This is a genomic window from Halalkalibacter krulwichiae (genome assembly GCF_002109385.1).
GTDB lineage: Bacteria > Bacillota > Bacilli > Bacillales > Bacillaceae_D > Halalkalibacter > Halalkalibacter krulwichiae.
In genome coordinates this window covers 4392137-4418436 of record NZ_CP020814.1, presented here as the reverse complement: position 1 = coordinate 4418436, position 26300 = coordinate 4392137, and the positions used below count along the sequence as shown (strand labels likewise).

Here is a 26300-nt window from a genome sequence, read left to right as displayed (position 1 = left end):
AATGGATCATATATCACCCATTAGGGAGTATTTTGGGTTGACCTTCAATATGTCTACAGTTTTAATGACGACTGTTACATGCGTAATTGTATTTCTTATTTGTTTTATCGGATCTCGTCAATTAGCAATGCGCCCTTCAGGTTTGCAAAACTTCCTTGAGTGGATCGTTGATTTCTGTAAAGGAATCATTAAAGCGAACATGGGCTGGAAAGTCGGGGGACAATTTATTGCTCTATCTGTTACGATATTGCTTTATGTATTTGTTGCTAACATGCTCGGTATTCCATTTGAGATATATAACAAGGATACGCATGAAGTATGGTGGAAATCGCCAACCTCAGACCCAGCTTTAACGCTTACGATGGCAGCACTTGTTATCATTCTTACTCATTATTATGGGATCAAGGTTAAGGGATTTGGCGAATATTTGAAAGATTATGTTCGTCCAGTACCGTTTCTATTGCCATTCAAGATTATTGAAGAATTTGCTAATACACTGACACTTGGAATGCGTTTATTCGGTAACGTGTATGCTAAAGAGATTTTGATGATTCTATTAGTTGGTTTAGGAACATCAGGACTTATTGGAGCCTTTGGGGCCTTTCTGCCAACCATCATTTGGCAAGCATTCGGTATGTTCATCGGATCGCTCCAAGCGTATATCTTTGCCATGCTAGCAATGGTTTACATGGCACATAAAGTCGAGCATCACTAAGTTTTCGGGTTTTCTACCGTCCTATCTTTGGACATTAATATATAAAAAAAACTACAAGATAATTTTAAGGAGGAAATTTTATTATGGCATTTTTAGCAGCTGCAATTGCAGCAGGTTTAGCAGCAATTGGTGGAGCATTCGCAGTAGCAATTATCGTTCGTGCAACTCTTGAAGGTGTAACTCGTCAACCTGAATTAAAAGGTACCCTTCAAACTCTAATGTTTATTGGGGTTCCTCTTGCAGAGGCCGTTCCGATCATCGCGATCGTTATCTCTTTCTTATTATTGTTCCAATAATACTAGTAAGGCCATTTCGTGCCTTGCAATTTCTGAATGGCGACAGTTCGATTCAACGACCTTCGCCATTCCTTATGTATCAAAATTAAAATCTAATGTTTGAATATCATATTTTCACATCCAAGAAAGGAGTGAATCGCAGTGTTTGATATTAATTGGGGATCAATTCTTTATCAATTAGTTGCCTTTTTAACACTACTCTTTTTCCTAAATAAATTTGCACTTAAGCCTTTATTGGGTGTAATGGAAAAACGTGAACAAATCGTAAACGAAAACCTTGACTCAGCTGAGAAGAATCGCAAAGAGGCTGAGGAATTTATAGTACAACAACGTAAAGAACTTGAAAAAGCTAGAGTGGAAGCGCAAGAGATTATTCAACAAGCGAAGAAACTAAGCGAACAGCAAGGCCAAGAAATTTTAGAACAAGCTAGAGAAAATGCAGAACGCGTTAAAGACTCTGCTTTAGCTGAAATTCAACGTGAGAAAGAACAAGCTGTTCAAGCTTTACGTGAACAAGTTGCTAGTCTATCTGTCTTAATTGCAGCAAAAGTAATTGAGAAAGAGTTAGACGAGAAAGCACAAGAAGCTCTTGTTCAAGACTATCTTAAAGAAGTAGGCGATAAGCTATGAGCAATCAAGCAGTAGCGAATCGTTATGCGGTTGCATTATTTCAACTTGCAAAAGAAAAACACGACTTAAAAAAGGTCAATGAAGAGTTACAAGTTGTGAAAACAGTTCTTGAAACAACTCCTGAATTTGTTTCTCTTTTAAGTCATCCAAAGGTTACTAACCAACAAAAACAAGTTTTTATCCAAGAGGCTTTTTCAAAAACTCTTAGTGAAATCACTGTGAATACAGTTTTGCTTTTAGTGGAAAGAAAGCGCGTAGATGAACTTGTACCAATGATTAATAAATTCAAAGATTTAGCTTATGAAGCTCAAGATCTGGCTGAAGCGAAAGTGTATTCTGCTAAGCCTTTATCTGAAAAAGAGCAAGATCATATTGCAAAGATTTTTGCGAAAAAAGTAAAAAAATCTAAAATTGAAGTAACAAACATCGTCGATTCAGATCTAATCGGAGGCATTAAGATCCGTATTGGAGATCGCATATATGACGGCACTGTTAAAGCGCAGCTTGACCGTATCGAGCGTCAGCTTGTTGCCGGTGCACGCTAGTAGAAGATAGGGGTGAAAGTAATGAGCATCAAAGCAGAGGAAATTAGTTCTCTCATTAAACAGCAGATTGAAAATTTTCAGTCTGATGTACAAGTACAAGATGTAGGTACAGTTATCCGTGTCGGTGACGGTATCGCCCTTGCTCATGGCCTTGAAAACGTAATGGCTGGTGAGCTACTTGAATTCTCAAATGGGGTTATGGGGATGGCTCAGAACCTTGAGGAGAACAACATTGGTATTATTATTTTAGGACCTTACTCGGATATCCGTGAAGGAGACGAAGTAAAACGTACTGGACGTATTATGGAAGTTCCTGTAGGTGAAGAATTACTTGGACGTGTGGTGAACCCACTAGGTCAACCAATTGACGGATTAGGTCCAATTAACACTTCTAAAACTCGTCCGATTGAATATAAAGCACCAGGAGTTATGGATCGTAAGTCTGTACACGAGCCACTTCAAACTGGTATCAAATCAATCGACACAATGGTTCCGATTGGCCGTGGACAACGTGAGTTAATCATCGGGGACCGTCAAACAGGTAAGACGGCGATCGCAATCGATACGATCTTAAACCAAAAAGATCAAGATATGATTTGTATCTATGTTGCAATCGGTCAAAAGAAAACAACAGTGGCAGGCCTAGTTGAAACATTACGTGCGCGTGGTGCTCTAGACTACACAATCGTTGTATCTGCGAGTGCATCTGACCCAGCACCATTACAATACCTAGCACCATATGCAGGGGTATCAATGGGTGAAGAGTTCATGTATAACGGCAAGCACGTTTTAATCATTTATGATGATCTTTCAAAACAAGCTGCTGCGTACCGTGAGCTTTCATTATTACTACGTCGTCCTCCAGGTCGTGAGGCATTCCCAGGGGATGTATTCTACATCCACTCTCGTTTACTTGAGCGTGCAGCGAAGTTAAGCGATGCTTTAGGCGGAGGGTCAATCACTGCTCTTCCTTTCATCGAAACACAAGCTGGTGACGTATCTGCTTATATTCCAACAAACGTAATTTCGATCACTGATGGACAGATCTTCTTACAATCAGATCTATTCTACTCAGGTGTTCGTCCAGCGGTAAATGCCGGTCTTTCGGTATCACGTGTTGGTGGATCGGCGCAAATCAAAGCAATGAAAAAAGTTGCTGGTACATTGCGTCTAGACTTAGCGGCATATCGTGAACTAGAAGCATTTGCTCAGTTCGGTTCTGATTTAGATAAAGCAACTCAAGCGAAACTAGATCGTGGTCAACGTACGGTTGAGGTTCTTAAGCAAGATCTTCATAAGCCGCAACCAGTTGAGTACCAAGTAACGATCATCTACGCTTTAACAAAAGGATTCATTGATGATGTCCCAGTTGCAGATGTTCTTCGTTTTGAGTCAGAGTTATTCACTTACTTTGATCACAACAAAAAAGAGATCCTTGACCATATTCGCACAACTGGAAATCTTCCTGATGAAGATGAGTTCAAAGCTGCGATTAGTGAATTTAAAAAAGGTTTCATTCCTAGCAGTAAGTAAATAATGGTGCAAGCAGCAGGTAACAGGCCATTGCCTCGCTGCGTACCATCCAATCAGGAGATTAACTCTTTTAGTTTTGCGAAAAGGTGGTGAAAATAAATGGCTTCAATGAGAGAGATAAAAGGGCGAATTACGTCAACGAAGAAGACAAAGCAAATCACAAAAGCGATGCAAATGGTATCAGCTGCGAAATTGAACCGTGCTCAAACGAATGCACAATCATTTTTACCTTATACGGAGAAAATTCGTGAGGTTGTGGCGAGTATTGCTTCTTCATCGACAGAGGTAAGCCATCCGATGCTAGAAGAGCGTCCGGTTAAGAAAACTGGCTATATTGTCATTACATCTGACCGTGGTTTAGCTGGGGGCTACAATGCGAGCCTGACTCGTTCGCTTCTTACTACAATCCAACAACGTCATAAATCACCAGATGAGTACGGAATTGTCGTTATGGGACGTATCGGACGTGATTTGTTTAAAAAACGCAACCTTCCAATCATTCAAGAAATCACTGGACTTTCTGATCAACCTGAGTTCAACGATATTAAAAATATCGCACGTACAACGGTAGAAATGTTCGCTGATGGAGTGTTTGATGAGCTATATGTGTGGTACAACCACTTCGTAAGTCCATTAACACAAGAGGTAACGGAGCAAAAGCTCCTGCCGCTTACCGATATCGGAGAAGGTACGAAAACTACTACGTACGAATACGAACCATCTGAGCAAGCCATTTTAGAACGATTATTGCCACAATACGCAGAAAGCCTTATTTACGGTGCGTTGCTTGATGCAAAAGCAAGTGAATTTGGTGCACGTATGACGGCAATGAGCGCTGCAACAGACAATGCAACGGCTCTTATTGATGATTTAACGTTAGTATACAACCGCGCTCGTCAAGCTGCGATCACGCAAGAAATTACGGAGATCGTTGGTGGAGCAGCTGCGCTTGAATAGATTTTTTTAGGTGGACGAAGGTTCTAATTGCTGAGTCTTCTGATACTCGGACATAAAACGAAAACCCCATTGGTAAGAAATAGGAGGGCGAAAAAATGAATAAAGGTCGCATTATTCAGGTAATGGGTCCGGTTGTTGACGTGAAATTCGACAACGGAATTCTACCTGAACTCAACAATGCATTAGTCGTTGAGCAAGTTGGCTCTGAAGTTAATGCTGTTGATGTTAACGTAACACTAGAAGTTGCTGTGCACCTTGGTGACAATACCGTTCGTACAATTGCGATGGATTCTACAGACGGACTTGTTCGTGGAACAGTAGCCGTTGATACAGGCGCGGCAATCTCTGTCCCTGTAGGTGAAGCAACGCTTGGACGTGTATTTAACGTACTTGGTGAAGCAATTGATTTAAATGATCCAATCCCAGCTGACGTGAAGCGTGATCCTATTCACCGTGAAGCACCGAAGTTTGAAGAATTATCTACAACAACTGAAATCCTTGAAACAGGTATTAAAGTTGTTGACCTTCTTGCACCATACATCAAGGGTGGTAAGATCGGTCTATTTGGAGGAGCCGGTGTAGGTAAAACGGTTCTTATCCAAGAACTTATCAACAACATCGCTCAAGAGCACGGCGGTATCTCAGTATTCGCAGGTGTTGGTGAGCGTACTCGTGAAGGAAATGACCTTTTCCATGAGATGACAGATTCAGGCGTTATTAAGAAAACAGCGATGGTATTCGGTCAGATGAATGAGCCACCTGGAGCACGTATGCGTGTTGCTCTTTCTGGTCTTACTATGGCTGAGCACTTCCGTGACCAAGATGGTCAGGACGTTCTTTTATTCATCGACAACATTTTCCGTTTCACACAAGCAGGTTCTGAAGTATCGGCCCTACTAGGTCGTATGCCTTCTGCCGTTGGTTACCAACCAACACTAGCAACGGAAATGGGTCAATTACAAGAGCGTATCACATCAACAAAGGTTGGATCAGTTACATCAATCCAAGCGATTTATGTACCTGCCGATGACTATACTGACCCAGCTCCAGCGACGACGTTTGCTCACTTAGATGCAACGACGAACCTTGAGCGTAAACTTTCTGAGATGGGTATTTACCCTGCCGTGGATCCTCTTGCGTCTACTTCACGTGCGCTTTCTCCTGAGATTGTTGGAGAAGAGCATTACGAAGTGGCTCGTCAAGTTCAATCTACACTTCAAAAGTATAGAGAGTTACAAGATATCATTGCGATCTTAGGTATGGACGAGTTATCTGAGGAAGATAAATTGGTTGTTGCACGTGCACGTCGTATCCAATTTTTCTTATCTCAAAACTTCCACGTGGCTGAGCAGTTCACCGGCCAACCTGGATCTTATGTACCAGTAAAAGAAACGATCAAAGGCTTCAAGGAAATCCTTTCAGGTAAGTATGACAGCCTTCCTGAGGATGCGTTCCGTCTTGTAGGTCGTATTGAGGAAGTAGTAGAAAAAGCAAAACAAATGGCGTAATCCATTACGCATAAAATAAGGAAAGGAGAACCTTTCCTTTCCAAACCCCGTATTGCTATAAGGAGGGTTTTCCAATGCCAACAATTCAAGTAAGTGTTGTAACTCCTGATGGCAAGGTGTATGACGGTGACGTAGATATGGTAAGTGTTCGCACAATTGAGGGCGAATTAGGTATCTTACCAAAACATATTCCGTTAGTTGCTCCATTAACAGTAGGGGCAGTACGCTTAAAAAAAGGCTCCACTGTAGAAAAAGTAGCGGTTAGTGGTGGATTTGTTGAAGTTCGCCCTGATCAAGTAACGATTTTAGCAGAGGCTGCTGAATTGCCAACAGGTATCGATGTGGACCGTGCTCGTGAAGCGAAAGAGAGAGCTCAAAAACGAATTGATTCAGCAAGAGCGGATGAAATTGATTTCAAACGTGCTGAATTAGCGTTAAAACGAGCTACGAATCGCTTAAATGTAGCAGGAAAATAAAAACGACAAAATAAGACATAAATCATGGAGTATTAGACAATACTAATGCACAGGATCTTATGTCTTATTTTTTTGCATTTGCCGAAAATTGTAAGCGTTTTCTGTAAAAAAATAGGTCCGAACAACTATAAATTCACACATTTCTTCTATAGATTTTTTAGATCCTATCAGTTATGATGGAAAATGGGCTGAAAACTAGCGGTGGTAACAGTTTCAGCTCAAATATAAGCTGATCAGCGGTAAGGGAGTAATGACAATGTTCGACGGATTTGGACAACAAGCAATGATACATATCATTACAAGTGTCTTTTTCTTGGCTGTTACATGGTGGGCATTACAATCTTTTCGATTTGATCTTTTTGTAAAGGAACCGAATAGTCCAAAAGCAAAGGTTCTGATGATAATCGTGACGATTGCCATTGCTCAGTTGTTAACATCTTTCTTTCTCGACTATTTACATTCTTCACAGATGCTAAGGTATTTGTGGGAATAAAGCTTTTGTCGAGGAATGACTACAACTTCCATGTATGCTGAGCCTCCTCCTGGTAAAAATGATACTAATACTCGTTTTCTTGGGGAGGAGAACAGAAATGGTTTATGTGCGATTAGTTGTATTTGGTTTCGTTTTTTCTATTATTGGGTATGTACATGTTCTAAGTGCTACTTTACAACCTTCGTATGAGCAACCAATGCAGGAGTTCCATGAGCTTGTAGAAGCAAATGAGGAATTAAGCTTGAAAGAGTGGACGGTTCGTTTGCGACAGGAGCAGGTGGACTCAAGCATGAAAAACAAGGATGACTTTATCGCCTTTGTTTCTCAATTGGCTTCTGATGATTGGGAAGAAAGCTTTGTGTCAACGGAAGGTTCAGAGTGGAAAGCACATTATACATATGTACAACCAAATGGGTTGATCGAATCCTTGCAATTTTTCGCTTACCCAACACCAAACAATAAAGCACTTACTTATTTAGTTACTTATCAGGTGCTTGGAACAAATGGATCTGTTATTGAATCTAATATAGTAAATGAACTAGTTGAACTACGAACGGAGCAATTATCTTTGCAAGATGCAACGGCATATGTTCAATTTCAAGCAAATGACAGATCAGGATCGAGCGATATAAAGGCAAATGCGAAAAAGTGGATTCAGCAATTAGGTGCTAACGAAGTAGAAGCACTTATAGAAGAAGGCTTTGTCTCTTATTCCGCGTTTCACTCCGAGTGGGAATCTCACATTGAAACAGCTGGGACAAAGATGAATATCCAGCTAGCGATTAGAGAGAATGAACGATTGGGCGCAGGGACAACGGTGACAATAGGAACGCCTATTATTACCACTGAATATTGATGATAGAGAAGAGACTATAATTTAGACGCGGAGGGGAATACGTTGGAGAAAATTATTGTCCGGGGTGGCAACCAGCTACGCGGCAAAGTGAAGGTAGAAGGTGCGAAAAACGCAGTCCTACCTGTCATCGCTGCATCAATCTTAGCAGGCCGCGGCACAAGCCACATATATGATGTGCCAAAACTGGCAGATGTATACACGATGAAAGAAGTATTACGCAATTTAAATATTGAAGTTGAATACAAAGACGGAATATTTCAGGTGAATGCAGAAAAGGCATTAAAGACTGAAGCACCATTTGAATATGTCCGTAAAATGAGAGCATCATTCTTAGTCATGGGACCTCTTTTAGCACGTGTAGGAAAAGCAAGAATCGCTCTTCCTGGAGGATGTGCAATCGGATCACGTCCAATTGACCAGCATCTTAAAGGCTTTGAAGCAATGGGTGCGACAGTTGAGATCGGGAACGGATTTATTGAAGCGCGGATTGATGGACGTTTAAAAGGCGCGAAAATTTATTTAGACTTCCCTAGTGTTGGGGCAACAGAAAACATTATGATGGCCGCTTCAATGGCAAAAGGAACCACGATCATTGAAAATGCTGCCGAAGAGCCTGAAATTGTTTGTGTTGCGAACTACTTAAACGCAATGGGAGCAAAAGTTCGTGGAGCTGGTACGGGTGAAATCCGTATCGAAGGTGTAGATGAACTAGTAGGAGCGAAACACACTGTTATCCCTGACCGCATCGAAGCAGGAACCTTTATGGTAGCAGCTGCGATGACGCAAGGTGATGTAATTGTGGAAGGTGCTACGTCCGAACACCTTCGTCCACTTGTTGCTAAAATGGGTGAAATGGGCGTAACAATTGAAGAAGTAGAAAATGGCTTACGCGTAATCGGACCAGAAAAGTTAAAGCCGGTGGACATTAAAACAATGCCACATCCAGGCTTCCCAACTGACATGCAGGCACAAATGATGGCTCTTCTTCTTCAAGCAGAAGGAACAGGAGTAATCACAGAAACGGTGTTCGAAAACCGTTTTATGCATGTTGAAGAATTCCGCCGCATGAACTCAAATATCAAAATAGAAGGCCGCTCTGCAATCATAACAGGGCCAAACAAACTTCAAGGTGCTGAAGTAGCAGCAACAGACTTACGCGCAGGAGCAGCCCTTATCTTAGCAGGCCTTGTAGCAGATGGCATGACACGTGTAACGGAACTGAAACACATTGATCGTGGCTACGTAGACCTAGCCGACAAACTACGCGCCTTAGGAGCCGACGTAGAACGCATCGTAGAAGAAACGGAAGAAGAAATCGAAAACTTAGAAGCACCTGCACCACTGCAGATTAAGTCGATATAGCAAACAAAAAAAGGGGGTGAAATCCCCCTTTTTTTGTTTGCGCCGAGATATGAGCATTGTTTTCTTCGGTGCGGTGCATGGAGGAGCTGAAATAACAGGTTTAATTAAAATAATGAGAGAACATTGTAAATATAAATCTCAATTGCACATGAATGAGACCCCTATATATGCGCTCAAGGACAAAAGAGAGTTAAAAAGCAAGGAGAATGTCCTTCATCAGGTCAATAAAGGACAAAGGAGCATAGAAAGGCAAAGAGAATGTCCTTTATAAAGGTGCTAAAAGACAAATAAAGGCAAAGAATCAAGGGGAATTTTCCTAGACGAATATTTCCCGTAGTTTGACAGCTAAATCTTGGTCTATTTCATGACGGGCCTTCATATATTTTTTGTAGAGAACAATCATCAACCTATCAATGGAGGACTGACATGAAACGACTTCTAATCGCAGCAACGATTCTTTGTACTGTTATTCTTATTATTCCAACGATGCTCGTTCTTTTTGTTTCTGAGACGGAAGAAACAACAACTTCTACGGTCAGATCAGTTGCAGTTGATCAACCGGAGGAAAAGTGGTCATATAATCCAGAAGATGATATGACAGTCGCGGTGTTCCGTTCGCAGCAGAATGAAATTGAAGAATTGCCGCTAGAACAGTATGTTATGGGCGTGGTTGCTTCAGAGATGCATCCTAATTTTGAAATGGAGGCGTTGAAGGCTCAAGCAATGACGGCGCGCACGTATATGGTTAAAAATATTCTTCAACCACGTGATGTTCAGGTTCCAGACGGTGCGATGGTGACCGATACAGTTACGCATCAAGTTTATCAGAGTGAAGTAGAGCTAAAAGAAAAATGGGGCGCTGATTTTGACTTATATATGGCTCGTATCCAAGAGGCCGTTTTATCAACGCAAGGTCAAGTGTTAACGTATGAAGGGGAACCAATTGATGCAATGTTCTTCTCTACGAGTAATGGTTATACGGAAAACTCCGAAGATTATTGGCATAGTGAATTTCCTTACTTAAGAAGTGTTGAGAGTCCGTGGGATCAGTCTTCCCCTCGTTTTACAGCAGAAAAAATGGTTTCTGTTGCTGAGTTTCAAAATCGTTTAGGGGTCGCTCTGCCTGAGGATGGTTCGGTAGGAACGATTGTAGAACGAACGGATGGAGGGCGAGTCGCGAAGGTCGTAATTGGTGGCAAGGAATTATCCGGTCGCCAAGTACGTGAGAAGTTAGAACTCGATTCCTCTGACTTTCAGTGGCAGCGCCAAGGTGATCAGATTGCGATCCAAACGAGAGGCTGGGGCCATGGAGTCGGTATGAGTCAGTATGGTGCAGATGGTATGGCGAAGGAAGGGAAATCGTATGAAGATATTCTTGTCCATTATTACCGGGGGTAGAAATCGAAGCCCTTGATCCATTTATTGCCCAAATGACGGCAAAAGCTGAATAAATTCAAGCTCTGGGAATGATGATCCCAGGGCTGATTCTTTACACTTGAAACAAGTGATTCGGCTGTTATCGAATTCACTCTTATAATGATGCTTTGCTAATAAAGGAGATCTTCCCATTCAAACCGTATTCTCACGTAATTTTTTGTGTTTTAAAAAGAAATGTAAGTAGTTATGCATAAAAAAATCGACTTTGTCGAAAACTAATTTAAAAAAATGTTTGGCGAGATGTATACATTTCTAGCAATCTGATCAGAATGGTTGCTGAGGTGATGAGAAATGAGAGAAGAAGAAAACAAACGCTCTTCTAAATCTGAAGAAAATTCATTGAATGTAAAAGGTCTATTACGTAAGCGCTGGATGTTACCTGCTATTTATCTAGCCGCAGCAGCAGGGGTTTTAATTGCCGTATTTGCAATGCAAGGTCCTAATGATTCAGCTGCTCCTGGTGAAGGTGTTGAGGTAACTGATCCAAGTCAAGCAGGGGAAAATTATCCGTATGGTGAGGATGCCGTTCAAGTAACAGCATCATCTGAAGTGGTAAAAATGCCAGTTGCAAATGAAGAAGAAGTGACAGTCGTTGGTTATTTCTATGATGTCAATGGTACACCAGAAGAACAGCAAGAAGCTCTTGTATACTACAATAATACGTATTTCCCGAATAAAGGTATGGATTTTGCTCACGTAGAAGGTGAAAGTTTTGAAGTAGCAGCTGCAATTAGCGGTACTGTTGTAAAAGCGGAAAAAGATTCGCTACTAGGATATGTTGTTGAGATTTCACATGAAGATGGTGTTGTCACGCACTACCACAGCTTAGAAACAGTGGAAGTGGAAGAAGGGACTACAGTTCAGCAAGGTGATCTATTAGGCCGTGCAGGACGTAACAGCTACAATACAGACGCTGGAATCCATGTTCACTTTGAAATCCGTCAAGATGGAGTTGCTGTGAATCCTAATGATGTATTCCAACAACCAATTGATTCTGTCAAAGATGCTGTGAAAGATCAAGAGAAGAATAAAGAAGATGAAAAGCCGGCTGACGAAGAAGAAGGAAATGAAGGAGTCAACGCGGCGCCTGACGAAGAAGAAAACGAAGATGAAGATGCAGCTGATAACGAAGATGAAGAGGAAGTAGCACCTGAGGATAATACGGACCAAGATGAAGACGAAGAAGAAAATGAATTAGGATAATAAAATAAAAGATGGCTCTGCGATGTCGAAAACTTCCGCGGAGTCATCTTTATTTTCGACAAGAGAAGTTATTGACTTATATCTGAAAATTTGAAATAATACATTTTGTAGAAAGTAATCTTACCTCTTTTTTACCAGAATAAATGATAACGCTTTCATACCTTGTCCTACTAAGGAGGAATGAATATGATCTATCTATTCTTACTTATCACTGTTGCTTCTCTTATCTTTGCCTTTCGGTTAAAAAAGCCCCTCTTGTTATCACTACCGTTTGTATCTATTTTTGCTTATATGATCGTTCAAATTGCGATGGTTCCACTCGGCTTTTTTGAAACAATTAAATTTATCTTTCAATTAAGGTAAAACAATGAACATGAAAAAGAACCGACTAGCCCGTACACAAACCGACCGGTCATTATGTGTGAAATGTAATCAACAACAAACGGTAGAAATTCCATTAGTACGTCATGTGATTTTACTCAGTGTCTTGCCGTGGATTGCTGCAATTATTTTAGCTATTATTGCTTCGTTTTTCTTTCTATTATTTATACCTATCATTGGAATCCTCAACATGAAGCTTGCCAAGCGAAAACCTCTTAGACGTTGTTCATCTTGTCACTTTCTTTTCTCCTATCAACCTTAAGTACATTCCGTAGAGGAGGCGATGCTGTTTAATAATAATGAAAATGCCTGAGATTAGTCATGATTAAAAAAGGAGGAGTTTCCAGTGAGAAAAATTGACAAAAATGTTGCTGATGCTTATTTCCGCGCGAGGACGATGCTCGTTGTGATTTGTTTGATTATTGGTGGTCTTGCTTCCTTTGGAGTTGTTGCATTTGCTGAGAGATTAAGTCAATTTACGATTATGGGAATGCCGGCTCATTATTACATGGGTGCTCAAGGCGCCGTTGTGACCTTCGTTGTCTTACTTTTTGCAAACGCTATCATTAGTGATCGAATTGACAAGAAGTTCGGAATAGATGAAGAGCATAACACAAGAGTAAGTGCTGGCAAGGTGTTAGATCACTAAAAAATAGAAGATTCTATAGGGGGTTAATGCATGGATCAGCAAACAATTGTTTCACTACTGCTTATCTTAGCGACGTTCGGACTTTATATTGGTATTTCTGTTTATAACCGTGCAAAAGCAACATCTGATTTCTATGTAGCAAGCCGCGGTGTACCACCTGTATGGAACGGGATGGCCATCGGCGGTGATTGGATGAGTGCAGCGTCCTTTATTGGGATGGCTGGTACGGTAATGATTCTTGGTTATGACGGTTTAGCTTATATTATGGGTTGGACCGGTGGCTATTTATTTTTAACTTTCTTACTCGCTCCACAGTTACGAAAATATGGTCGTTACACGGTTCCTGAGTTCATTGGTGACCGATTTGATAGCAATGCTGCAAGATTAATTGCTGCGATTGCAACAATCATTATTAGTTTCACGTACATCATCGGGCAGTTATCGGGTTCAGGAGTAGTTATAGGACGAATCTTAAGCATTGATGCGATGTATGGAACGATGATTGGGGTTGTCGTCATTGCGATTTATGCAACGCTTGGCGGGATGAAGGGGATCACATGGACGCAAGTAGCACAATATATGATCTTAATTGTTGCGTATATTATTCCAATCGTGTTCATGTCACTTCAAATTACTAGCAACCCGCTTCCGTGGCTTACATACGGGAAAATTGTGAGTGAGCTTGGTGAGTTGGATCGAGCACTTGGGGTTTCTGAATACTTTGCACCATTTGCTGAGAGTGACAAATCGCAATTTATTGCTTTAATGTTTACTTTAATGGTGGGTACAGCAGCGCTTCCACACGTTATCGTACGTTTCTACACGGTAACAACAATGAAGGCGGCTCGCTGGAGTGGTGCGTGGGCACTTGTGTTTATCGCTCTTTTATATTTATCTGCTCCTGCCTATGCAGCATTCTCTCGTTTCATTTTAATGACACGTGTAGCTGGCCAGCCACTTGATCAATTGCCAGCATGGACAGAAAATTGGGTTAATACTGGTCGACTTCAGCTTGCTGATGCGAACGGCGATGGAATTTTACAATGGAGTGAAATTGTCATTTCAAACGACATCGTCGTAATGGCAACACCAGAAATTGCTAACTTAGGTGTATTCGTCATCGGGTTAGTGGCAGCTGGAGCAATGGCAGCGGCATTATCGACAGCTGGTGGATTACTAATTACCATCTCGTCTTCGTTTGCTCATGATATTTACTACCGTCTAATGAAGCCAGATGCAAGTGATCAAAAACGCTTAGCAGCTGGTCGTTGGGCGATTGTGATCGCAACAGTGGTAGCTGGTGCGGTAGCACTAAATCCTCCTGGTGTGATTACGCAAATTGTTGCGTGGGCCTTTGCCCTTGCTGGTGGAACGTTCTTCCCTGTTCTTCTTCTAGGGGTTTGGTGGAAGCGTGCCAATAAGCAAGGAGCCATTGCTGGGATGTTAGTTGGGTTATCTGTTACGTTAACGTACATCTTCCTTGCTAACAACGGCATTACGCTCTTTGGAATTCAAGACACAGGAGCAGGTTTAATTGGGGTGCCAATTAACTTTGTTGTAACATATCTTGTGTCGAAAATGACAGTAGCACCATCACAGAAGCTTCAAGATGAAGTCGTTGACCTCCGTTATCCTGAACAAATGAGTTATAAAGATGGAGAGGTTTGGATGGATGATGCAGCCGGAAAATAATGTGCGAGCTCAAATCCGCAAGCACCCGGTCTTCGTTGGGCTGAGTGAAACTCAGTTCGACGAAGTCCTTCGGGGCTGTGTGCTCAAAACGTATAAAAAAAATGAAAAGGTGCTTTATTCAAAAACACCAAGAGAAGGACTTCTGCTTATCCTAAACGGGGTAGCAGAAGTTTTTGTTGCACCTGGTGACTTTCCGCTTCCATCCCTGACGCCTGAGCAGCCCTATGCCCAGAAGGAGGTCCTGGAAGTGCTGCAAACAGGGGATATGATCGGATTTTCGAGTTTGGCTGATTTTCTAGGCGGAAAAACAGAGGAACCAGAGAGATATGCTGTCGATGTCCAGGCAGTTGAAGATGCAGTCTGTTTGCATATTCCGTACTCTGTTATTCAGTCGCTTTGGGGTGACCCTGGAGTGCGTGATTTCATCTTGCAGCAAGCCGCTGTGCGCTTACAAGATGTGTACGCTTCCTTCGCTGAACAAATCCGTCTTGCGAATAAGTGGGGAGAGAGTGAGCCATTTATTCGTCGCATTCATGATGTGATGAGCCAGCCTGTCATTAGTGCGGACATCGATGACGATGTCCAAGACGTAGCAGCGTTGATGGTTCAGTATAATACTAGCTCTGTTGTCGTCGTGAATGACAATGGACAGCTAATCGGGATTGTCACTGAGAAAGATTTAGTTCAGCGTGTAGTGGCTAAGGGGCTTGGTGCAGGTCTTTGCGCGAAGGATGTTATGACGCCACACCCCTTTATCATTTCCCGTGATGCTTATTATTACGAAGCGATGTCGAGCTTCTTAATGAATGGCGTGAAACATTTGCCAGTTATGGACGGAGGCAGGGTCATTGGCATGGTCACACTCTCAGATTTACTACGAAAGAAGAATCGCGGAACACTTGAGCTATTGCAGTCGGTTGAACAGTCAACTCTTGATAACATAGCTGAAATTAAACCGGCAATGTATGAAGTGCTAGCACATTTAATTCAAGATGGGATCCCTACGGCTCATCTGCTAGAAGTGATGACAAAGCTTTATGATCGCCTCGTTCGTCATGCGATCGAATTAGCTTTGAAGATGGTTGGGAAACCTCCTGTGCCTTTTGTTTTTTACATGATGGGAAGTGGAGGACGTGGTGAGCAATTTTTGCTAACAGACCAAGACCATTTTCTTGTTTATGAAAATCCGAAACGAGAGTATAAAGAAGGTGTAGACCGTTATTTTGAGCGCTTAGGAACGGAGATTGTTATGCACATGGAAGCTGCAGGATATAAACGTTGTCCTGGTTTGATGATGGCGAGTGAAGCAAATTGGAGAGGTTCGCTCGACTTATGGCAAGAACGGTGGCGAAGCTGGGCGCTGAGGGCAACGAATGAGAATCTACTGCTTGCTCATAACTTTTTATCCTTTCGTTATTTATATGGAGAGGAAGAACTTCATGACCAATTTTGCAACGTGATTAAGCAACAATTAGAGAAATCACGAATCTTTTTATATCGGATGGCAGAGCTCGAAAAAGAACAACCTGTCCCGACATTTGACCATCCCATTCGTGCCCTCTTTCGGATGAAAAAGGAATCAGTCGATTTAAAAAAGCACGCCTTGTTTCCTCTACATCATTGCTTGCAGTTACTGTGTGCAAAATATGACCTACTTGAAGGCCACTCCTTGCAACAAATTGACTTATTAACAGAACATCATGTCTTTTCAGAAGAAACAGCTGATAAGCTAAGATTTGCTTATGAAGTCATTTTAAGAATTCGAGTCGATCGAACGTGGACTGCCCACCAAAAAGGCAGGGAAAGTTCCAGCGAAGTGGAATTCAACCAACTTAAAACAAAAGACAAAGAAGAGCTCATGATGGCACTAAGAACGATTCGGAGTTTGCAAAATCAAGTGCTCGTGACTTTTGGATTAGGGTAGAAGTCTGGATTCCTTTTACCCTAATAAGGCAAAAATCGAAAAAGGCATGGAGGAGATGATCATGTTTCGGAAAAAACCATTATGGCCTAAGAGGAAATTGGTGAAAGAGATTCCATTGAACACCCACCACTCTCAGCTAACATTTACGATTTTTGATACGGAAACAACGGGGTTTGCTGTAGGTTCACACGATCGAATTATTGAAATTGGTGCGGTTCAGGTGAAAGACCGTCAAGTGTTGGAGAAGACCTTTCAGACGTATGTTAATCCTGATCGAGAAATTCCATTTGAAATAACTGATTTAACGGGTATATCAAATGCGACTGTTGCCGATGCTCCGACGGTGATTGAAGCAGTTCAGTCCTTTCTTCACTATAGCGAGGAGGGAGAAGGAGACGTTTGGGTCGGACATTATGCGAGCTTTGATTTACTAGCTTTTAAAAAAGAGATTAATAGAAATCAGTACCGCATCGATTTTCCTATTTGTTTAGATACGCTTGATTTAGTAGGCTATTTAAGCCCGGCCAAGCATATGCTAGATTTAGAGATTTACGCAAGTCAATTTGGCTCTAGGATCTATGAACGTCACCAGGCACTTGGAGATGCCCTGACAACCGCTCACTTATTTTGCGAGCTGCTTCACCACCTTGAAGATCGAGGCAAGAAAACACTTGCAGACCTAATCGAAATCTCAAATATTACAAAGCATTACACAAAATTCTGAAAAGTCAAGCCCGTCCATGCAAGAATGTGGTATATCTGCGTGCACCGCCTAATAAACTGTACCAATCACCCAACACAGAATTAGGGAGGCGAGTCGTGTGCACGATTACATCAAAGAGCGAACCATCAAGATTGGTAGGTATGTTGTCGAGACTAAGAAGACAGTAAGAACAATTGCCAAAGAATTTGGAGTCTCGAAAAGTACCGTACACAAAGACCTCACAGAAAGACTGCCAGAGATCAATCCTGAGTTAGCGAATGAAGTCAAAGAGATTTTAGAGTACCACAAGTCGATCCGCCACTTGCGTGGGGGAGAAGCAACGAAAGTAAAGTATAGAAAAACGCAAGACGATTCCGATAAACCAATTGTCAAAACAAGAAATTAATTGTCAAATGTTGTAACTTTTTTAAAGGAAAAATTACCCCCTGTGACCACATCTGTGATAAAATAAACAATTAGGTAAATCGTAATAAATAATACGATCATGTTCCGTGAAAACAGGGAGGAAAAAGAATCATGTTTGGTCGCGATATTGGAATTGATTTAGGTACAGCAAATGTTCTTATATATGTCAAAGGTAGTGGAATTGTCCTAAATGAGCCGTCTGTTGTTGCTATTGATACAACAACGAAGAGAGTACTAGCAGTAGGGGAAGAAGCGTTCCGTATGGTCGGACGTACACCAGGAAATATTGTTGCCCTGCGCCCAATGAAAGACGGTGTCATTGCAAACTTCGAAATGACTGAAGCAATGCTCAAACATTTCTTAGGCAAGATTAACGTCAAAAGTCTTTTCTCTAAGCCTAGAATCCTAATTTGTTGTCCGACTAATATCACATCAGTTGAACAAAAGGCGATTCGTGAAGCCGCTGAGAAGAGCGGAGGGAAAAATGTATATTTGGAAGAGGAACCGAAAGTTGCTGCAATTGGAGCGGGAATGGATATTTTCCAACCAAGCGGTAACATGGTAGTAGACATAGGCGGTGGAACAACAGATGTTGCTGTTCTTTCGATGGGTGATATCGTCACCGCCTCTTCCATGAAAGTCGCGGGAGACCGCTTCGATGCTGATATTCTTGCTTATATTAAGAAAAAGTATAAGCTGTTAATTGGTGAGCGCACAGCAGAGAATATTAAAGTACAAGTTGCAACAGTATTTCCGGGTGCACGTCAGGAAGAGATTGACATTCGTGGACGTGACATGGTAAGTGGACTTCCACGAACAATTACGGTACACTCAAAAGAAATAGAAGAAGCATTAACGGAGTCGGTTTCCTATATTGTACAAGCTTCCAAACAGGTGCTAGAAAAAACACCACCTGAGCTATCAGCAGATATCATCGATCGCGGAGTGATTCTTACTGGTGGAGGCGCACTTCTTCACGGCATCGACCAGCTGTTAGCAGAAGAACTGAAAGTACCTGTAGTCGTAGCAGAAGAACCAATGCACTGTGTCGCAAAAGGGACAGGCATCATCCTAGAAAACCTAGACCGCATGTCGAGTAAGAAGGTAAGACTTTAATCAAAAAGGACAAACTTCCCTTTTTGATTAAAGTCAGCAATGAGCGAAGCCGCTGCCATCTCTTAAGCCTTTTAGGAGCGCTCTTCTCCTAAAAGGCGCGCGTGCTGCGCGTAGCCATTGCCAGGGTTTAACCACAAACTAAGGCTAAAAGCATTAGGCTTTACCCTATAGAAAAGTGGTTTTCTCCACCATCTTCAGGTCGAAGCATCAATGGAATTGTTAAAAAATATTAGCTAATAAGACAACCCACCTTTACTCCTTCCCTATATCCCTCATTTCTATGGTTTTTCTTCATTATCATTCTCAGGAAGAAGAAGAGTTATAACGAAGCAAAGCCATTATTAACCATTGGAAAAAGAGGATCGAAAACCGATATAGTAAGTAGAGTAGAGATATGTAGGAGGAACTCAACAATGCTTCGTGGAATGTATGGAGCTGCCGCAGGAATGATTGCTCAGCAGCAGCGTCAGGAAATGTTAACTAATAACCTAGCTAACGCAAATACACCTGGATTTAAAGCCGATCAAGCTTCATTACGTTCATTCCCCAACATGTTAATTGCGGCGATGAATACGAATCGAGCTCCAAAAGGCCAAGTGCAAGTGGTTGGTGAACTAGTAACAGGTGTTTATCTCCAAGAACGAATGCCGAACTTTCGTCAAGGCGATTTGATGGAAACAGGAAATAACACAGACATCGCTTTACTACAAGGCGTGATGCCGCAAACGGAATCAGGAAGACAAGGGGCACTTTTTTATACAATAGAAAATGAAAATGGCGAAGTCCGCTATTCACGTAACGGAAACTTCACGATTAATGGCGAAGGCTTCATAACAACAACAGAAGGACATTACATCCTTGGTTCAAACGGAGAAACGATCCAAGTTGGCAATGAAGAATTTCGTGTAAACGAACAAGGTGTGATCGTAAATGATCAAGGAGTGCAAGTAGCACAAATAAATGTTGTTTATGCAGAAGACCCAATGTTACTTGTAAAAGAAGGCAGTGGTTTCCTTCGCTATGAAGGAGAAGGAGAACTCCAAACAGCAATCGGAAACGGAGCGATCACCTTCCAAATCCAACAAGGCTTTCTCGAACGCTCGAACGTAGATGCCTCGCAAACGATGACCGAAATGATGAGCGCCTACCGTACGTTCGAAGCCAACCAACGCATCCTCCAAGCCTACGACCAAAGCTTAGAAAAAGCGGTGAATGAAATAGGAAAGATCTAAGAAAAGGCGAACTTCCCTTTTCTTAGATCTTTCCAGCAATGAGCGAAGCCGCTGCTATCTTTTAAGCCTTTTAGGAGCGAACTTCTCCTAAAAGGCGCGCGTGCTAAGCGTAGCCATTGCCCGGGGTACTTAGCTAACCAAAAACTTCACTAAAAGAAGATCATTACAACAAAAGAGGGATGACAATGAATACTTCGATGATCTCTGCTTCTGTTACGATGGGGCAGTTGCAACGAAAGATGGATACCATTTCACATAACCTTGCTAACTCTAATACGACTGGTTTCAAACGCAGAGAGGCAACGTTTTCTGATTTGCTTTTTCAGCAAGTGCATACTCAGCCTAATGCTCAAAATGAAGTCGGAAGGTTAACGCCAAATGGCATACGAGTAGGTTCGGGGGCGAAGATTGCCGAAACGGCTTTGAGACTCGAGCAAGGTCCATTCATTAATACAGATCGAGAGCTTGATTTTGCGATTACGGATAAAAATCATTTCTTCCGAATTCAAACGATGGAGAACGGGAATCCTGTTGAACGTTTATCGCGTGATGGTACATTTTATTTTAGTGAAAACCCTGGAAATCCAAATCAGCTTACGATTGTGACAAGCAATGGCGATTTCGTTTTAGATCAAAATGGGGACCGAATTACCTTGCCTTTAAACTTTCAATCTATTAGTTTAAATGAAGAAGGACAGTTGCTTGTGACGCTAACGGATGGCACGGTTGAAAATATAGGCGAGTTCGGTTTAACGCGAGTGCTGAAACCGCAATTGCTTGATTCAATTGGAGATCAGTTATATCGATTGCCTAACTTTGCGGCACTTGGACTTGCTGCAGGAGATGTGTTGGAAGCTGCAGCAGTAAACGGGCGGGTTTCTCAAGGAACGCTTGAGGGTTCCAATGTAGACTTAGGTAATGAAATGAATGAATTAATGATGGCACAACGACATTACCAATTTAATTCAAGAGCCATCTCTATGGCTGATGATATGGCAGGATTGGTGAATGGGTTACGGAGATAACTGTTCCGTACCTAATCATCCTGCTGCGATTTGAGGAGAGAACGATGAGCGAAAAACGATCAAACCAAGAAAATCCACATACAGAGCTTGAACAACAGCAAGAATCCACTTCAGGCGAAATGAAGACAGATATGAATGAGGAAAGCTCTGGGCAAGAGCAAGACTTAGTCGAGACTTCAATTCGTGAGGAAGAAGATGCGGTGGAAGAACAACTAGGTGCTCAAGAAGTGATCGAAGAACAATCGAAAGCTCAGGAGGATTCTGAAAGCCAAGAGGCAAAACAGGAGACGGACCTCGGTACACAGGCTCCTGCAACTGTTGTGACAGCAAAGGAAGCAGAAGAAGCTGAATCAAGAGAAGACAGAAGAAAGAAACGTGAGAAAAAGCCGAGACTTCGATTAATTCCCATTTGGCTTCGTATTGTGATTTCGATTCTGTTGATTGGAGGCAGTTTAATTGTCGGCTTGCTTGTTGGCTATGGAGTCATTGGCGGTGGGGAGCCAAAAGAGGCTCTAGAGCCAGATACGTGGTACCATATTATTGATATGATTAAAGGGGAGTGATCTTTTTTCAAGGTCATTCTTTTTTTTTATTCGTTTCCTTGGGGCTTGTTAGACAGTTCCACAAATATGGTATAATTGTTGAAAAGTTGAATTGGAAGGATGAACGGTCATGTTAACAGTTGATGAAATTAAAGAAATTATTCCACATCGCTATCCGTTTTTATTAATTGATCGAATTGAAGAAGTCGAAGAAGGAAAACGTGCTGTCGGCATAAAAAATGTTACAGCAAATGAAGAGTTTTTTAATGGGCATTTCCCTGAATACCCTGTTATGCCAGGTGTATTAATTGTGGAAGCTCTAGCACAAGTTGGAGCGGTTGCCATCTTAAAGAAAGAAGAAAATAGAGGCAAGCTTGCATTTTTTGGAGGGATTAACAATTGCCGCTTTAAAAAGCAAGTGAGACCAGGTGATCAATTAAGACTTGAAGTTGAGTTAACGCGAGTAAAAGGGCCAGTTGGCAAGGGCCATGCAATTGCGACGGTAAATGGAGAAGTCGCGTGTGAAACGGATATCACCTTTGCTTTAGGAACAAAATAATGATGTAAAAAGAGCTACTCTTAATAAGGAGTAGCTCTTTTTCTTTTTAAAATTAGATATATTTCCCATATTTATTCGAGATTGTTATGAGAAAAGATGAAAGAAGTTGTGGATTTGGTAGGACATTTCCAAAAATGCACGCATTTCATAGACGCATGCGAATAATCTTGCTAAGATACACACAGACTAACAGCAGAGAGAGATTTTATCTGCTAGTCACATTTTTTAATTGGGGGTAATGAAAATGAAAAAGAAATTTTTAATGACAACAGCAGCTGCTGTTTTATCACTAGGAGTAATTACAGCTTGTGGAGCACCTGCAGAGGAAGATCCAGTATTAGAAGAAGATCCAGCAGTAACAGATCCAGCATTAGAAGAGGAAGCTCCAATGGATGAGCCAATCGATGAAGAGCCTGCATTAGAAGATCCTGAATTCGATACAGAAGAGGAAATTGATGTAGATGTTGAGGATGAAACAGGCGATGAGCTTGCTGATGAAGAAGAAATGGATGAAGAAACGAACTAATTAAGCAGAGGCTAAAATAAAATGGCGATGACTTCGCTTGCTGCTCGACCTAAAGGGGAGGTTTCTTCCTCTTTAGGTTTGAGGTAGCGGTCCAATCATTGCTCCAGGGTTGTTCTATAAGGTCGAAATTAGACTTTATAGAACAACCCTTTTCTTTTTGTTTTTAACCCTCATACTCCTTGCATTCTCACCACAAGAACAATATACCAGCTGAAATCAAAATATAATGAATGCATAAAACTTTTAAATTTTGTTTAACAATTGTATAATCAATATACAATGAAATGAAAGATATTGAGGGTGGAGGAATCGATAATGATTTCATGGTTGATTCGAAAACGAAAGCACCATTTTGTTTTTCTTAATGTTTACGTTGGTTGGAATATTAAGTTTTATACAATTGCCTCAAAGAGAAATACCGGAGACGAGTCCGGCTATTGCGCAAATAACAACGATCTATCCTGGTGCAGGAGCTGAGCAAGTCGAACAAAATATTACGAATGAAATTGAGACAGAGCTAGAACAGATAAGTGAGATTTCTTCGATTTCTTCCGTTTCAAGTCCTGGTATCTCGTTGGTATCGGTTCAACTAGAAAGTGGAGTTGATGCTGATCCGATTTGGAATGAAGTGCGACAGAGAGTAGCAGATGCAACAGCGAGATTTCCTGATGAGGCGAATGCCCCTCAGGTAAATAGTGAACTGGGTATTCAAGGACTTGCTACTTATCAAGTTACACTTGATGATGAAGAGAAGCTCGAAGCAGTGAACGAGTGGATTGAGCGTTGGAATAAGCGTCTCATTCAGCTTGATGACATTACGTTTGTTCAAGCTGATGGAACGTTAGAAAAAGAAATTGTACTTGAGCTCGACGATGAAGCTCTTACTAATTATCGCATTACGACTGATCAGGTTATAGGTGTGTTAAATGGAGAAACAAGTGCACTGCCTCCAGGACAATGGCAGACAGAGGCATATGACTACCGTGTCGAGCTACAAACTTATGATTCTTTAGCTGAGCTCGAGACACTACCTGTTGGGTTTTCAGAAGAAGACGGAATCATCACTCTTGCTGATGTTGCAAGTTTACGCGAGACGTTTAAAGAACCGTCAGAGAAAGTGGCGTTTAACGGGGAAGAAGCGATTTCGCTAACATTTTATTTAAAGGAAGGAGCGAGCGTCACACAAGCTCAGAAGTCACTCGATCGGTTCATTGAAGAGATGAGGGTTGATATACCAGAGGGTGTAGAGCTTTCGCTTCTCTATTCGCAAGCTGATTTAGTAAGCGAGTTGTTTAAAGATCTAGGTCTTTCCTTTATCATTGCGATTGTGTCTGTCTTATTGGTTTGTTCCCTTGGTTTAAACATTCCAACGGCATTCAGTGTCGCTTTGGCTATTCCGGTATCGCTTAGTTTAGGAGCGATCATTTATCCGTTTATTGGGATTGATTTAAACCAAATCTCTCTAATCGCGCTTATTATTGCTCTTGGGATCTTAGTTGATGATGGGATTGTTGTAAATGAAAACATTGAGCGAAGGCTACAACTTGGTGAACAGCCTTTAGATGCTGCGATTAATGGAACGAAGGAAGTGGCTGTTTCTGTTATTACTTCGACACTAACGGTTGTATTTACTTTTTTGCCGTTGTTATTGTTACCGGGGGAGGCAGGAGGATTTATTCGACCACTGCCAGCCGTGTTAGTGGCAACGATGATTGCCTCAACCGTTGTTGCTTTGTTTTTAATTCCAACTTATCGAACTCTTCAAGAGCGTCGGAACAAACAATCAGCTGAGCGAAAATCAGCAGGATTGCTTTGGAAATTGTTTGACAAAGCGGCCCATATTTATAGTGCTAGGTTAATGTTAAAAGTGAGCCGTCGTCCACTTCTGACAGTGCTAATTGGATTTGCACTTGGAACAGCAGCTTATGCGCTAATTCCGTTTATCCCACTTGAGTTTTTCCCGGATACAGATCGAGAAGAAGTGTTTGTCGAGATGAAGCTACCGGAAGGAACATCGCTAACAGAAACAAAACAGCAGTCTAAAGAAGTAGAACAGTTCTTGACAGGGTTAGATTATGTTGAATCTGTATCTACTTATGTCGGTACGAATATTCCACGTTTATTTGGCGCTAGTGGCGGTGGGGCAACTGGTAACCATATTGCCAATTTCTTTGTTTTTATTAATTCAGAGAAGATTACGACACGAGACGCTAGAGATACTTGGAATCAAATATTGAAAGAGCAATTCCCTGATAAGCGTTTTACTGCTTCCATGATTGAATCAGGCCCGCCTGTTGGAGCGCCGATCGCCATTCAAGTGAGCGGACAATCGATTGACCGTCTAACAGAAATGGCCGATGAAATGAAAGAGATTTTATCAGAAACTACAGGGGTTAGTAACGTTGATGATGATGTTGGGGCAGCGCTTGAAACGTATAATGTGATTCCAAATCGTGACGAACTTGAAGCGAGTGGAATTACGAGTGCAGATCTTGCTCAAGCGTTACGCTTAATTGGAGAGGGAATCCCATTAGGACAGTTGGAGATAGAAGATCAGTTAATTGACCTTAACGTACGTTATGCGATTGATCAGGAGCCGACGACTCAATTGTTAAGTGAGATTTCACTGCCATCGACAAGAGCAGGAGCTGTCGTGCTTGAAGATGTTGTAACGGTCGAAGAAGTTCTTTCTCAGCCGAACATCCCTCATCAAAATGGGGTAAGAACGGTTACTGTTAGGGCTTATCCTAGTGGAGAAAGAACGACTGATGAGATTCTAAATGAGACAAGAGATGACTTACAACAAGTCGTTGATGAGGCAGGATATACAATTGATATCGGCGGGGAAGCATCCGCTAGAACTGATGTGTTTATTGATATTGGAAAGATCTTTATTGTCGTTGTGTTCTTAATTTTAATCGTTATTGCAATTCAGTTCTATTCATTGATGATGCCGATCTTAATTATGAGTACCGTTTACTTGGCTGTTGCCGGTGCTTTGATTGGACTCTTTATCACCCAAACTGGTCTAGGCTTCATGTCGATGATGGGGGCCGTGAGTTTGGCTGGTATTGTCGTTCGAAATGGAATTGTATTAATTGAATTTATTGAGCAACGTCGTAAAGAGGGGACTGACCCAGTTGAAGCTGTGATCATTGCTGCTGAACAACGCTTTCGTCCGATTGTCTTAACGACTTTAACATCAATTGCTGGACTACTTCCGGTCGCGCTTGGAAATAGTACGTTATTTAAGCCGCTCGGAATTGCGATTGTTTCAGGATTGATCTTCTCGACCTTATTAACCTTGTTTATCGTGCCAGCCTTGTATCTTTTACAAGCTAAATTAAGGAAGGCATAATATTACGATCGAGGTCGAATGGTGAGTCTCCACGTGCTAACTGGAAGCCACTGCAAAAGGTACAAACCAACCTTTTACAGTACCCTCCTAATGCGCTGTGGGGTCTCGCCCATTCCTCTCGGCTAAAGTTGTCATCGTTTGTATTTTCAAAAAACA

The 26300-nt window shown here is 41.7% G+C and carries 26 protein-coding genes and 1 pseudogene; all 27 read left to right on the top strand.

Annotation, left to right across the window (positions count from 1 at the left end; all coding sequences use genetic code 11):
* Position 1: 1 nt before the first annotated feature.
* The 27 genes and pseudogenes from atpB (at position 2) to BkAM31D_RS22310 (ending at position 26144) form a co-directional block, all read left to right on the top strand.
* Complete coding sequence (atpB, locus tag BkAM31D_RS22440; RefSeq protein ID WP_066154891.1) at positions 2-715, top strand: F0F1 ATP synthase subunit A; 714 nt, start codon at positions 2-4, stop codon at positions 713-715.
* 83 nt (positions 716-798) lie between these two features.
* Complete coding sequence (gene atpE, locus BkAM31D_RS22435) at positions 799-1011, top strand: F0F1 ATP synthase subunit C (protein ID WP_066154889.1); 213 nt, start codon at positions 799-801, stop codon at positions 1009-1011.
* Positions 1012-1152: 141 nt separating this feature from the next.
* On the top strand, positions 1153-1641 hold the full coding sequence (atpF, locus tag BkAM31D_RS22430) for a F0F1 ATP synthase subunit B (protein WP_066154885.1): 489 nt from the start codon (positions 1153-1155) through the stop codon (positions 1639-1641).
* Positions 1638-2186, top strand: coding sequence for a F0F1 ATP synthase subunit delta (locus BkAM31D_RS22425; protein ID WP_066154882.1), 549 nt, complete (start codon positions 1638-1640; stop codon positions 2184-2186). Before atpF ends, BkAM31D_RS22425 begins: the two co-directional genes overlap by 4 nt.
* A gap of 21 nt (positions 2187-2207) precedes the next feature.
* Entirely contained in the window at positions 2208-3719 is a 1512-nt protein-coding gene (gene atpA, locus BkAM31D_RS22420; RefSeq protein WP_066154879.1) for a F0F1 ATP synthase subunit alpha, read from the top strand.
* Between the two features lie 99 nt (positions 3720-3818).
* Positions 3819-4676, top strand: a complete 858-nt coding sequence (atpG, locus tag BkAM31D_RS22415) for an ATP synthase F1 subunit gamma (RefSeq protein WP_066154876.1) — start codon at positions 3819-3821, stop codon at positions 4674-4676.
* Positions 4677-4771: 95 nt separating this feature from the next.
* Entirely contained in the window at positions 4772-6184 is a 1413-nt protein-coding gene (atpD, locus tag BkAM31D_RS22410) for a F0F1 ATP synthase subunit beta (protein WP_066154873.1), read from the top strand.
* 74 nt (positions 6185-6258) lie between these two features.
* Entirely contained in the window at positions 6259-6660 is a 402-nt protein-coding gene (locus BkAM31D_RS22405) for a F0F1 ATP synthase subunit epsilon (RefSeq protein WP_066154870.1), read from the top strand.
* A 256-nt stretch (positions 6661-6916) separates the two neighbouring features.
* Positions 6917-7153, top strand: coding sequence for a DUF1146 family protein (locus tag BkAM31D_RS22400; protein ID WP_066154867.1), 237 nt, complete (start codon positions 6917-6919; stop codon positions 7151-7153).
* Between the two features lie 97 nt (positions 7154-7250).
* Positions 7251-8009 carry a YwmB family TATA-box binding protein gene (locus BkAM31D_RS22395; protein WP_066154865.1) on the top strand — a complete coding sequence of 253 codons (759 nt, stop codon included), beginning with the start codon at positions 7251-7253 and terminating at the stop codon, positions 8007-8009.
* A 42-nt stretch (positions 8010-8051) separates the two neighbouring features.
* Entirely contained in the window at positions 8052-9371 is a 1320-nt protein-coding gene (gene murA / locus BkAM31D_RS22390; protein WP_066154862.1) for a UDP-N-acetylglucosamine 1-carboxyvinyltransferase, read from the top strand.
* Between the two features lie 426 nt (positions 9372-9797).
* Positions 9798-10822, top strand: a pseudogene (gene spoIID / locus BkAM31D_RS22380) (stage II sporulation protein D).
* 277 nt (positions 10823-11099) lie between these two features.
* On the top strand, positions 11100-12011 hold the full coding sequence (spoIIQ, locus tag BkAM31D_RS22375; RefSeq protein ID WP_066154853.1) for a stage II sporulation protein SpoIIQ: 912 nt from the start codon (positions 11100-11102) through the stop codon (positions 12009-12011).
* Positions 12012-12197: 186 nt separating this feature from the next.
* Positions 12198-12374, top strand: coding sequence for a hypothetical protein (locus tag BkAM31D_RS22370; RefSeq protein ID WP_174521913.1), 177 nt, complete (start codon positions 12198-12200; stop codon positions 12372-12374).
* A gap of 4 nt (positions 12375-12378) precedes the next feature.
* Complete coding sequence (locus BkAM31D_RS23825; protein WP_157108302.1) at positions 12379-12654, top strand: hypothetical protein; 276 nt, start codon at positions 12379-12381, stop codon at positions 12652-12654.
* Positions 12655-12738: 84 nt separating this feature from the next.
* The gene (locus BkAM31D_RS22365; protein ID WP_066154847.1) at positions 12739-13041 is read left to right on the top strand and encodes a DUF4212 domain-containing protein; all 303 of its coding nucleotides are present in this window, start codon (positions 12739-12741) and stop codon (positions 13039-13041) included.
* A 30-nt stretch (positions 13042-13071) separates the two neighbouring features.
* The gene (locus tag BkAM31D_RS22360) at positions 13072-14733 is read left to right on the top strand and encodes a sodium:solute symporter family protein (RefSeq protein ID WP_066154844.1); all 1662 of its coding nucleotides are present in this window, start codon (positions 13072-13074) and stop codon (positions 14731-14733) included.
* Entirely contained in the window at positions 14696-16657 is a 1962-nt protein-coding gene (locus BkAM31D_RS22355) for a DUF294 nucleotidyltransferase-like domain-containing protein (RefSeq protein ID WP_235820439.1), read from the top strand. The genes BkAM31D_RS22360 and BkAM31D_RS22355 overlap by 38 nt, the downstream gene beginning before the upstream one ends.
* A 61-nt stretch (positions 16658-16718) precedes the next feature.
* Positions 16719-17381: a 3'-5' exonuclease gene (locus BkAM31D_RS22350; RefSeq protein WP_066154842.1), complete on the top strand. Its 663-nt coding sequence runs from the start codon at positions 16719-16721 to the stop codon at positions 17379-17381.
* A gap of 97 nt (positions 17382-17478) precedes the next feature.
* Positions 17479-17766 carry a sporulation transcriptional regulator SpoIIID gene (gene spoIIID / locus BkAM31D_RS22345; RefSeq protein ID WP_066154839.1) on the top strand — a complete coding sequence of 96 codons (288 nt, stop codon included), beginning with the start codon at positions 17479-17481 and terminating at the stop codon, positions 17764-17766.
* 131 nt (positions 17767-17897) lie between these two features.
* Positions 17898-18902 (top strand): rod shape-determining protein, encoded by a 1005-nt coding sequence (locus tag BkAM31D_RS22340; RefSeq protein ID WP_066154836.1) that lies wholly within the window; start codon positions 17898-17900, stop codon positions 18900-18902.
* Positions 18903-19315: 413 nt separating this feature from the next.
* On the top strand, positions 19316-20134 hold the full coding sequence (locus tag BkAM31D_RS22335) for a flagellar hook-basal body protein (protein ID WP_066154833.1): 819 nt from the start codon (positions 19316-19318) through the stop codon (positions 20132-20134).
* Between the two features lie 185 nt (positions 20135-20319).
* A complete protein-coding gene (locus BkAM31D_RS22330) occupies positions 20320-21159 on the top strand; it encodes a flagellar hook-basal body protein (RefSeq protein WP_066154829.1) in 840 nt (279 codons plus the stop codon).
* A 44-nt stretch (positions 21160-21203) separates the two neighbouring features.
* Positions 21204-21722: a DNA-directed RNA polymerase subunit beta gene (locus BkAM31D_RS22325; RefSeq protein WP_066154826.1), complete on the top strand. Its 519-nt coding sequence runs from the start codon at positions 21204-21206 to the stop codon at positions 21720-21722.
* 109 nt (positions 21723-21831) lie between these two features.
* Positions 21832-22260, top strand: a complete 429-nt coding sequence (gene fabZ, locus BkAM31D_RS22320) for a 3-hydroxyacyl-ACP dehydratase FabZ (protein ID WP_066154823.1) — start codon at positions 21832-21834, stop codon at positions 22258-22260.
* Between the two features lie 244 nt (positions 22261-22504).
* Positions 22505-22786 (top strand): hypothetical protein, encoded by a 282-nt coding sequence (locus BkAM31D_RS22315; protein ID WP_066154820.1) that lies wholly within the window; start codon positions 22505-22507, stop codon positions 22784-22786.
* Positions 22787-23186: 400 nt separating this feature from the next.
* The gene (locus BkAM31D_RS22310) at positions 23187-26144 is read left to right on the top strand and encodes an efflux RND transporter permease subunit (protein WP_257391615.1); all 2958 of its coding nucleotides are present in this window, start codon (positions 23187-23189) and stop codon (positions 26142-26144) included.
* Positions 26145-26300 lie beyond the last annotated feature (156 nt).

Coding starts and splice junctions, on each gene's coding strand:
- atpB (WP_066154891.1), top strand. CDS start 2: ATGGATCATATATCACCCATTAGGGAGTATTTTGGGTTGACCTTCAAT.
- atpE (WP_066154889.1), top strand. CDS start 799: ATGGCATTTTTAGCAGCTGCAATTGCAGCAGGTTTAGCAGCAATTGGT.
- BkAM31D_RS22425 (WP_066154882.1), top strand. CDS start 1,638: ATGAGCAATCAAGCAGTAGCGAATCGTTATGCGGTTGCATTATTTCAA.
- atpA (WP_066154879.1), top strand. CDS start 2,208: ATGAGCATCAAAGCAGAGGAAATTAGTTCTCTCATTAAACAGCAGATT.
- atpG (WP_066154876.1), top strand. CDS start 3,819: ATGGCTTCAATGAGAGAGATAAAAGGGCGAATTACGTCAACGAAGAAG.
- atpD (WP_066154873.1), top strand. CDS start 4,772: ATGAATAAAGGTCGCATTATTCAGGTAATGGGTCCGGTTGTTGACGTG.
- BkAM31D_RS22405 (WP_066154870.1), top strand. CDS start 6,259: ATGCCAACAATTCAAGTAAGTGTTGTAACTCCTGATGGCAAGGTGTAT.
- BkAM31D_RS22400 (WP_066154867.1), top strand. CDS start 6,917: ATGTTCGACGGATTTGGACAACAAGCAATGATACATATCATTACAAGT.
- BkAM31D_RS22395 (WP_066154865.1), top strand. CDS start 7,251: ATGGTTTATGTGCGATTAGTTGTATTTGGTTTCGTTTTTTCTATTATT.
- spoIIQ (WP_066154853.1), top strand. CDS start 11,100: ATGAGAGAAGAAGAAAACAAACGCTCTTCTAAATCTGAAGAAAATTCA.
- BkAM31D_RS22370 (WP_174521913.1), top strand. CDS start 12,198: ATGATCTATCTATTCTTACTTATCACTGTTGCTTCTCTTATCTTTGCC.
- BkAM31D_RS23825 (WP_157108302.1), top strand. CDS start 12,379: ATGAACATGAAAAAGAACCGACTAGCCCGTACACAAACCGACCGGTCA.
- BkAM31D_RS22360 (WP_066154844.1), top strand. CDS start 13,072: ATGGATCAGCAAACAATTGTTTCACTACTGCTTATCTTAGCGACGTTC.
- BkAM31D_RS22355 (WP_235820439.1), top strand. CDS start 14,696: ATGGAGAGGTTTGGATGGATGATGCAGCCGGAAAATAATGTGCGAGCT.
- BkAM31D_RS22350 (WP_066154842.1), top strand. CDS start 16,719: ATGTTTCGGAAAAAACCATTATGGCCTAAGAGGAAATTGGTGAAAGAG.
- BkAM31D_RS22340 (WP_066154836.1), top strand. CDS start 17,898: ATGTTTGGTCGCGATATTGGAATTGATTTAGGTACAGCAAATGTTCTT.
- BkAM31D_RS22335 (WP_066154833.1), top strand. CDS start 19,316: ATGCTTCGTGGAATGTATGGAGCTGCCGCAGGAATGATTGCTCAGCAG.
- BkAM31D_RS22330 (WP_066154829.1), top strand. CDS start 20,320: ATGAATACTTCGATGATCTCTGCTTCTGTTACGATGGGGCAGTTGCAA.
- BkAM31D_RS22325 (WP_066154826.1), top strand. CDS start 21,204: ATGAGCGAAAAACGATCAAACCAAGAAAATCCACATACAGAGCTTGAA.
- fabZ (WP_066154823.1), top strand. CDS start 21,832: ATGTTAACAGTTGATGAAATTAAAGAAATTATTCCACATCGCTATCCG.
- BkAM31D_RS22315 (WP_066154820.1), top strand. CDS start 22,505: ATGAAAAAGAAATTTTTAATGACAACAGCAGCTGCTGTTTTATCACTA.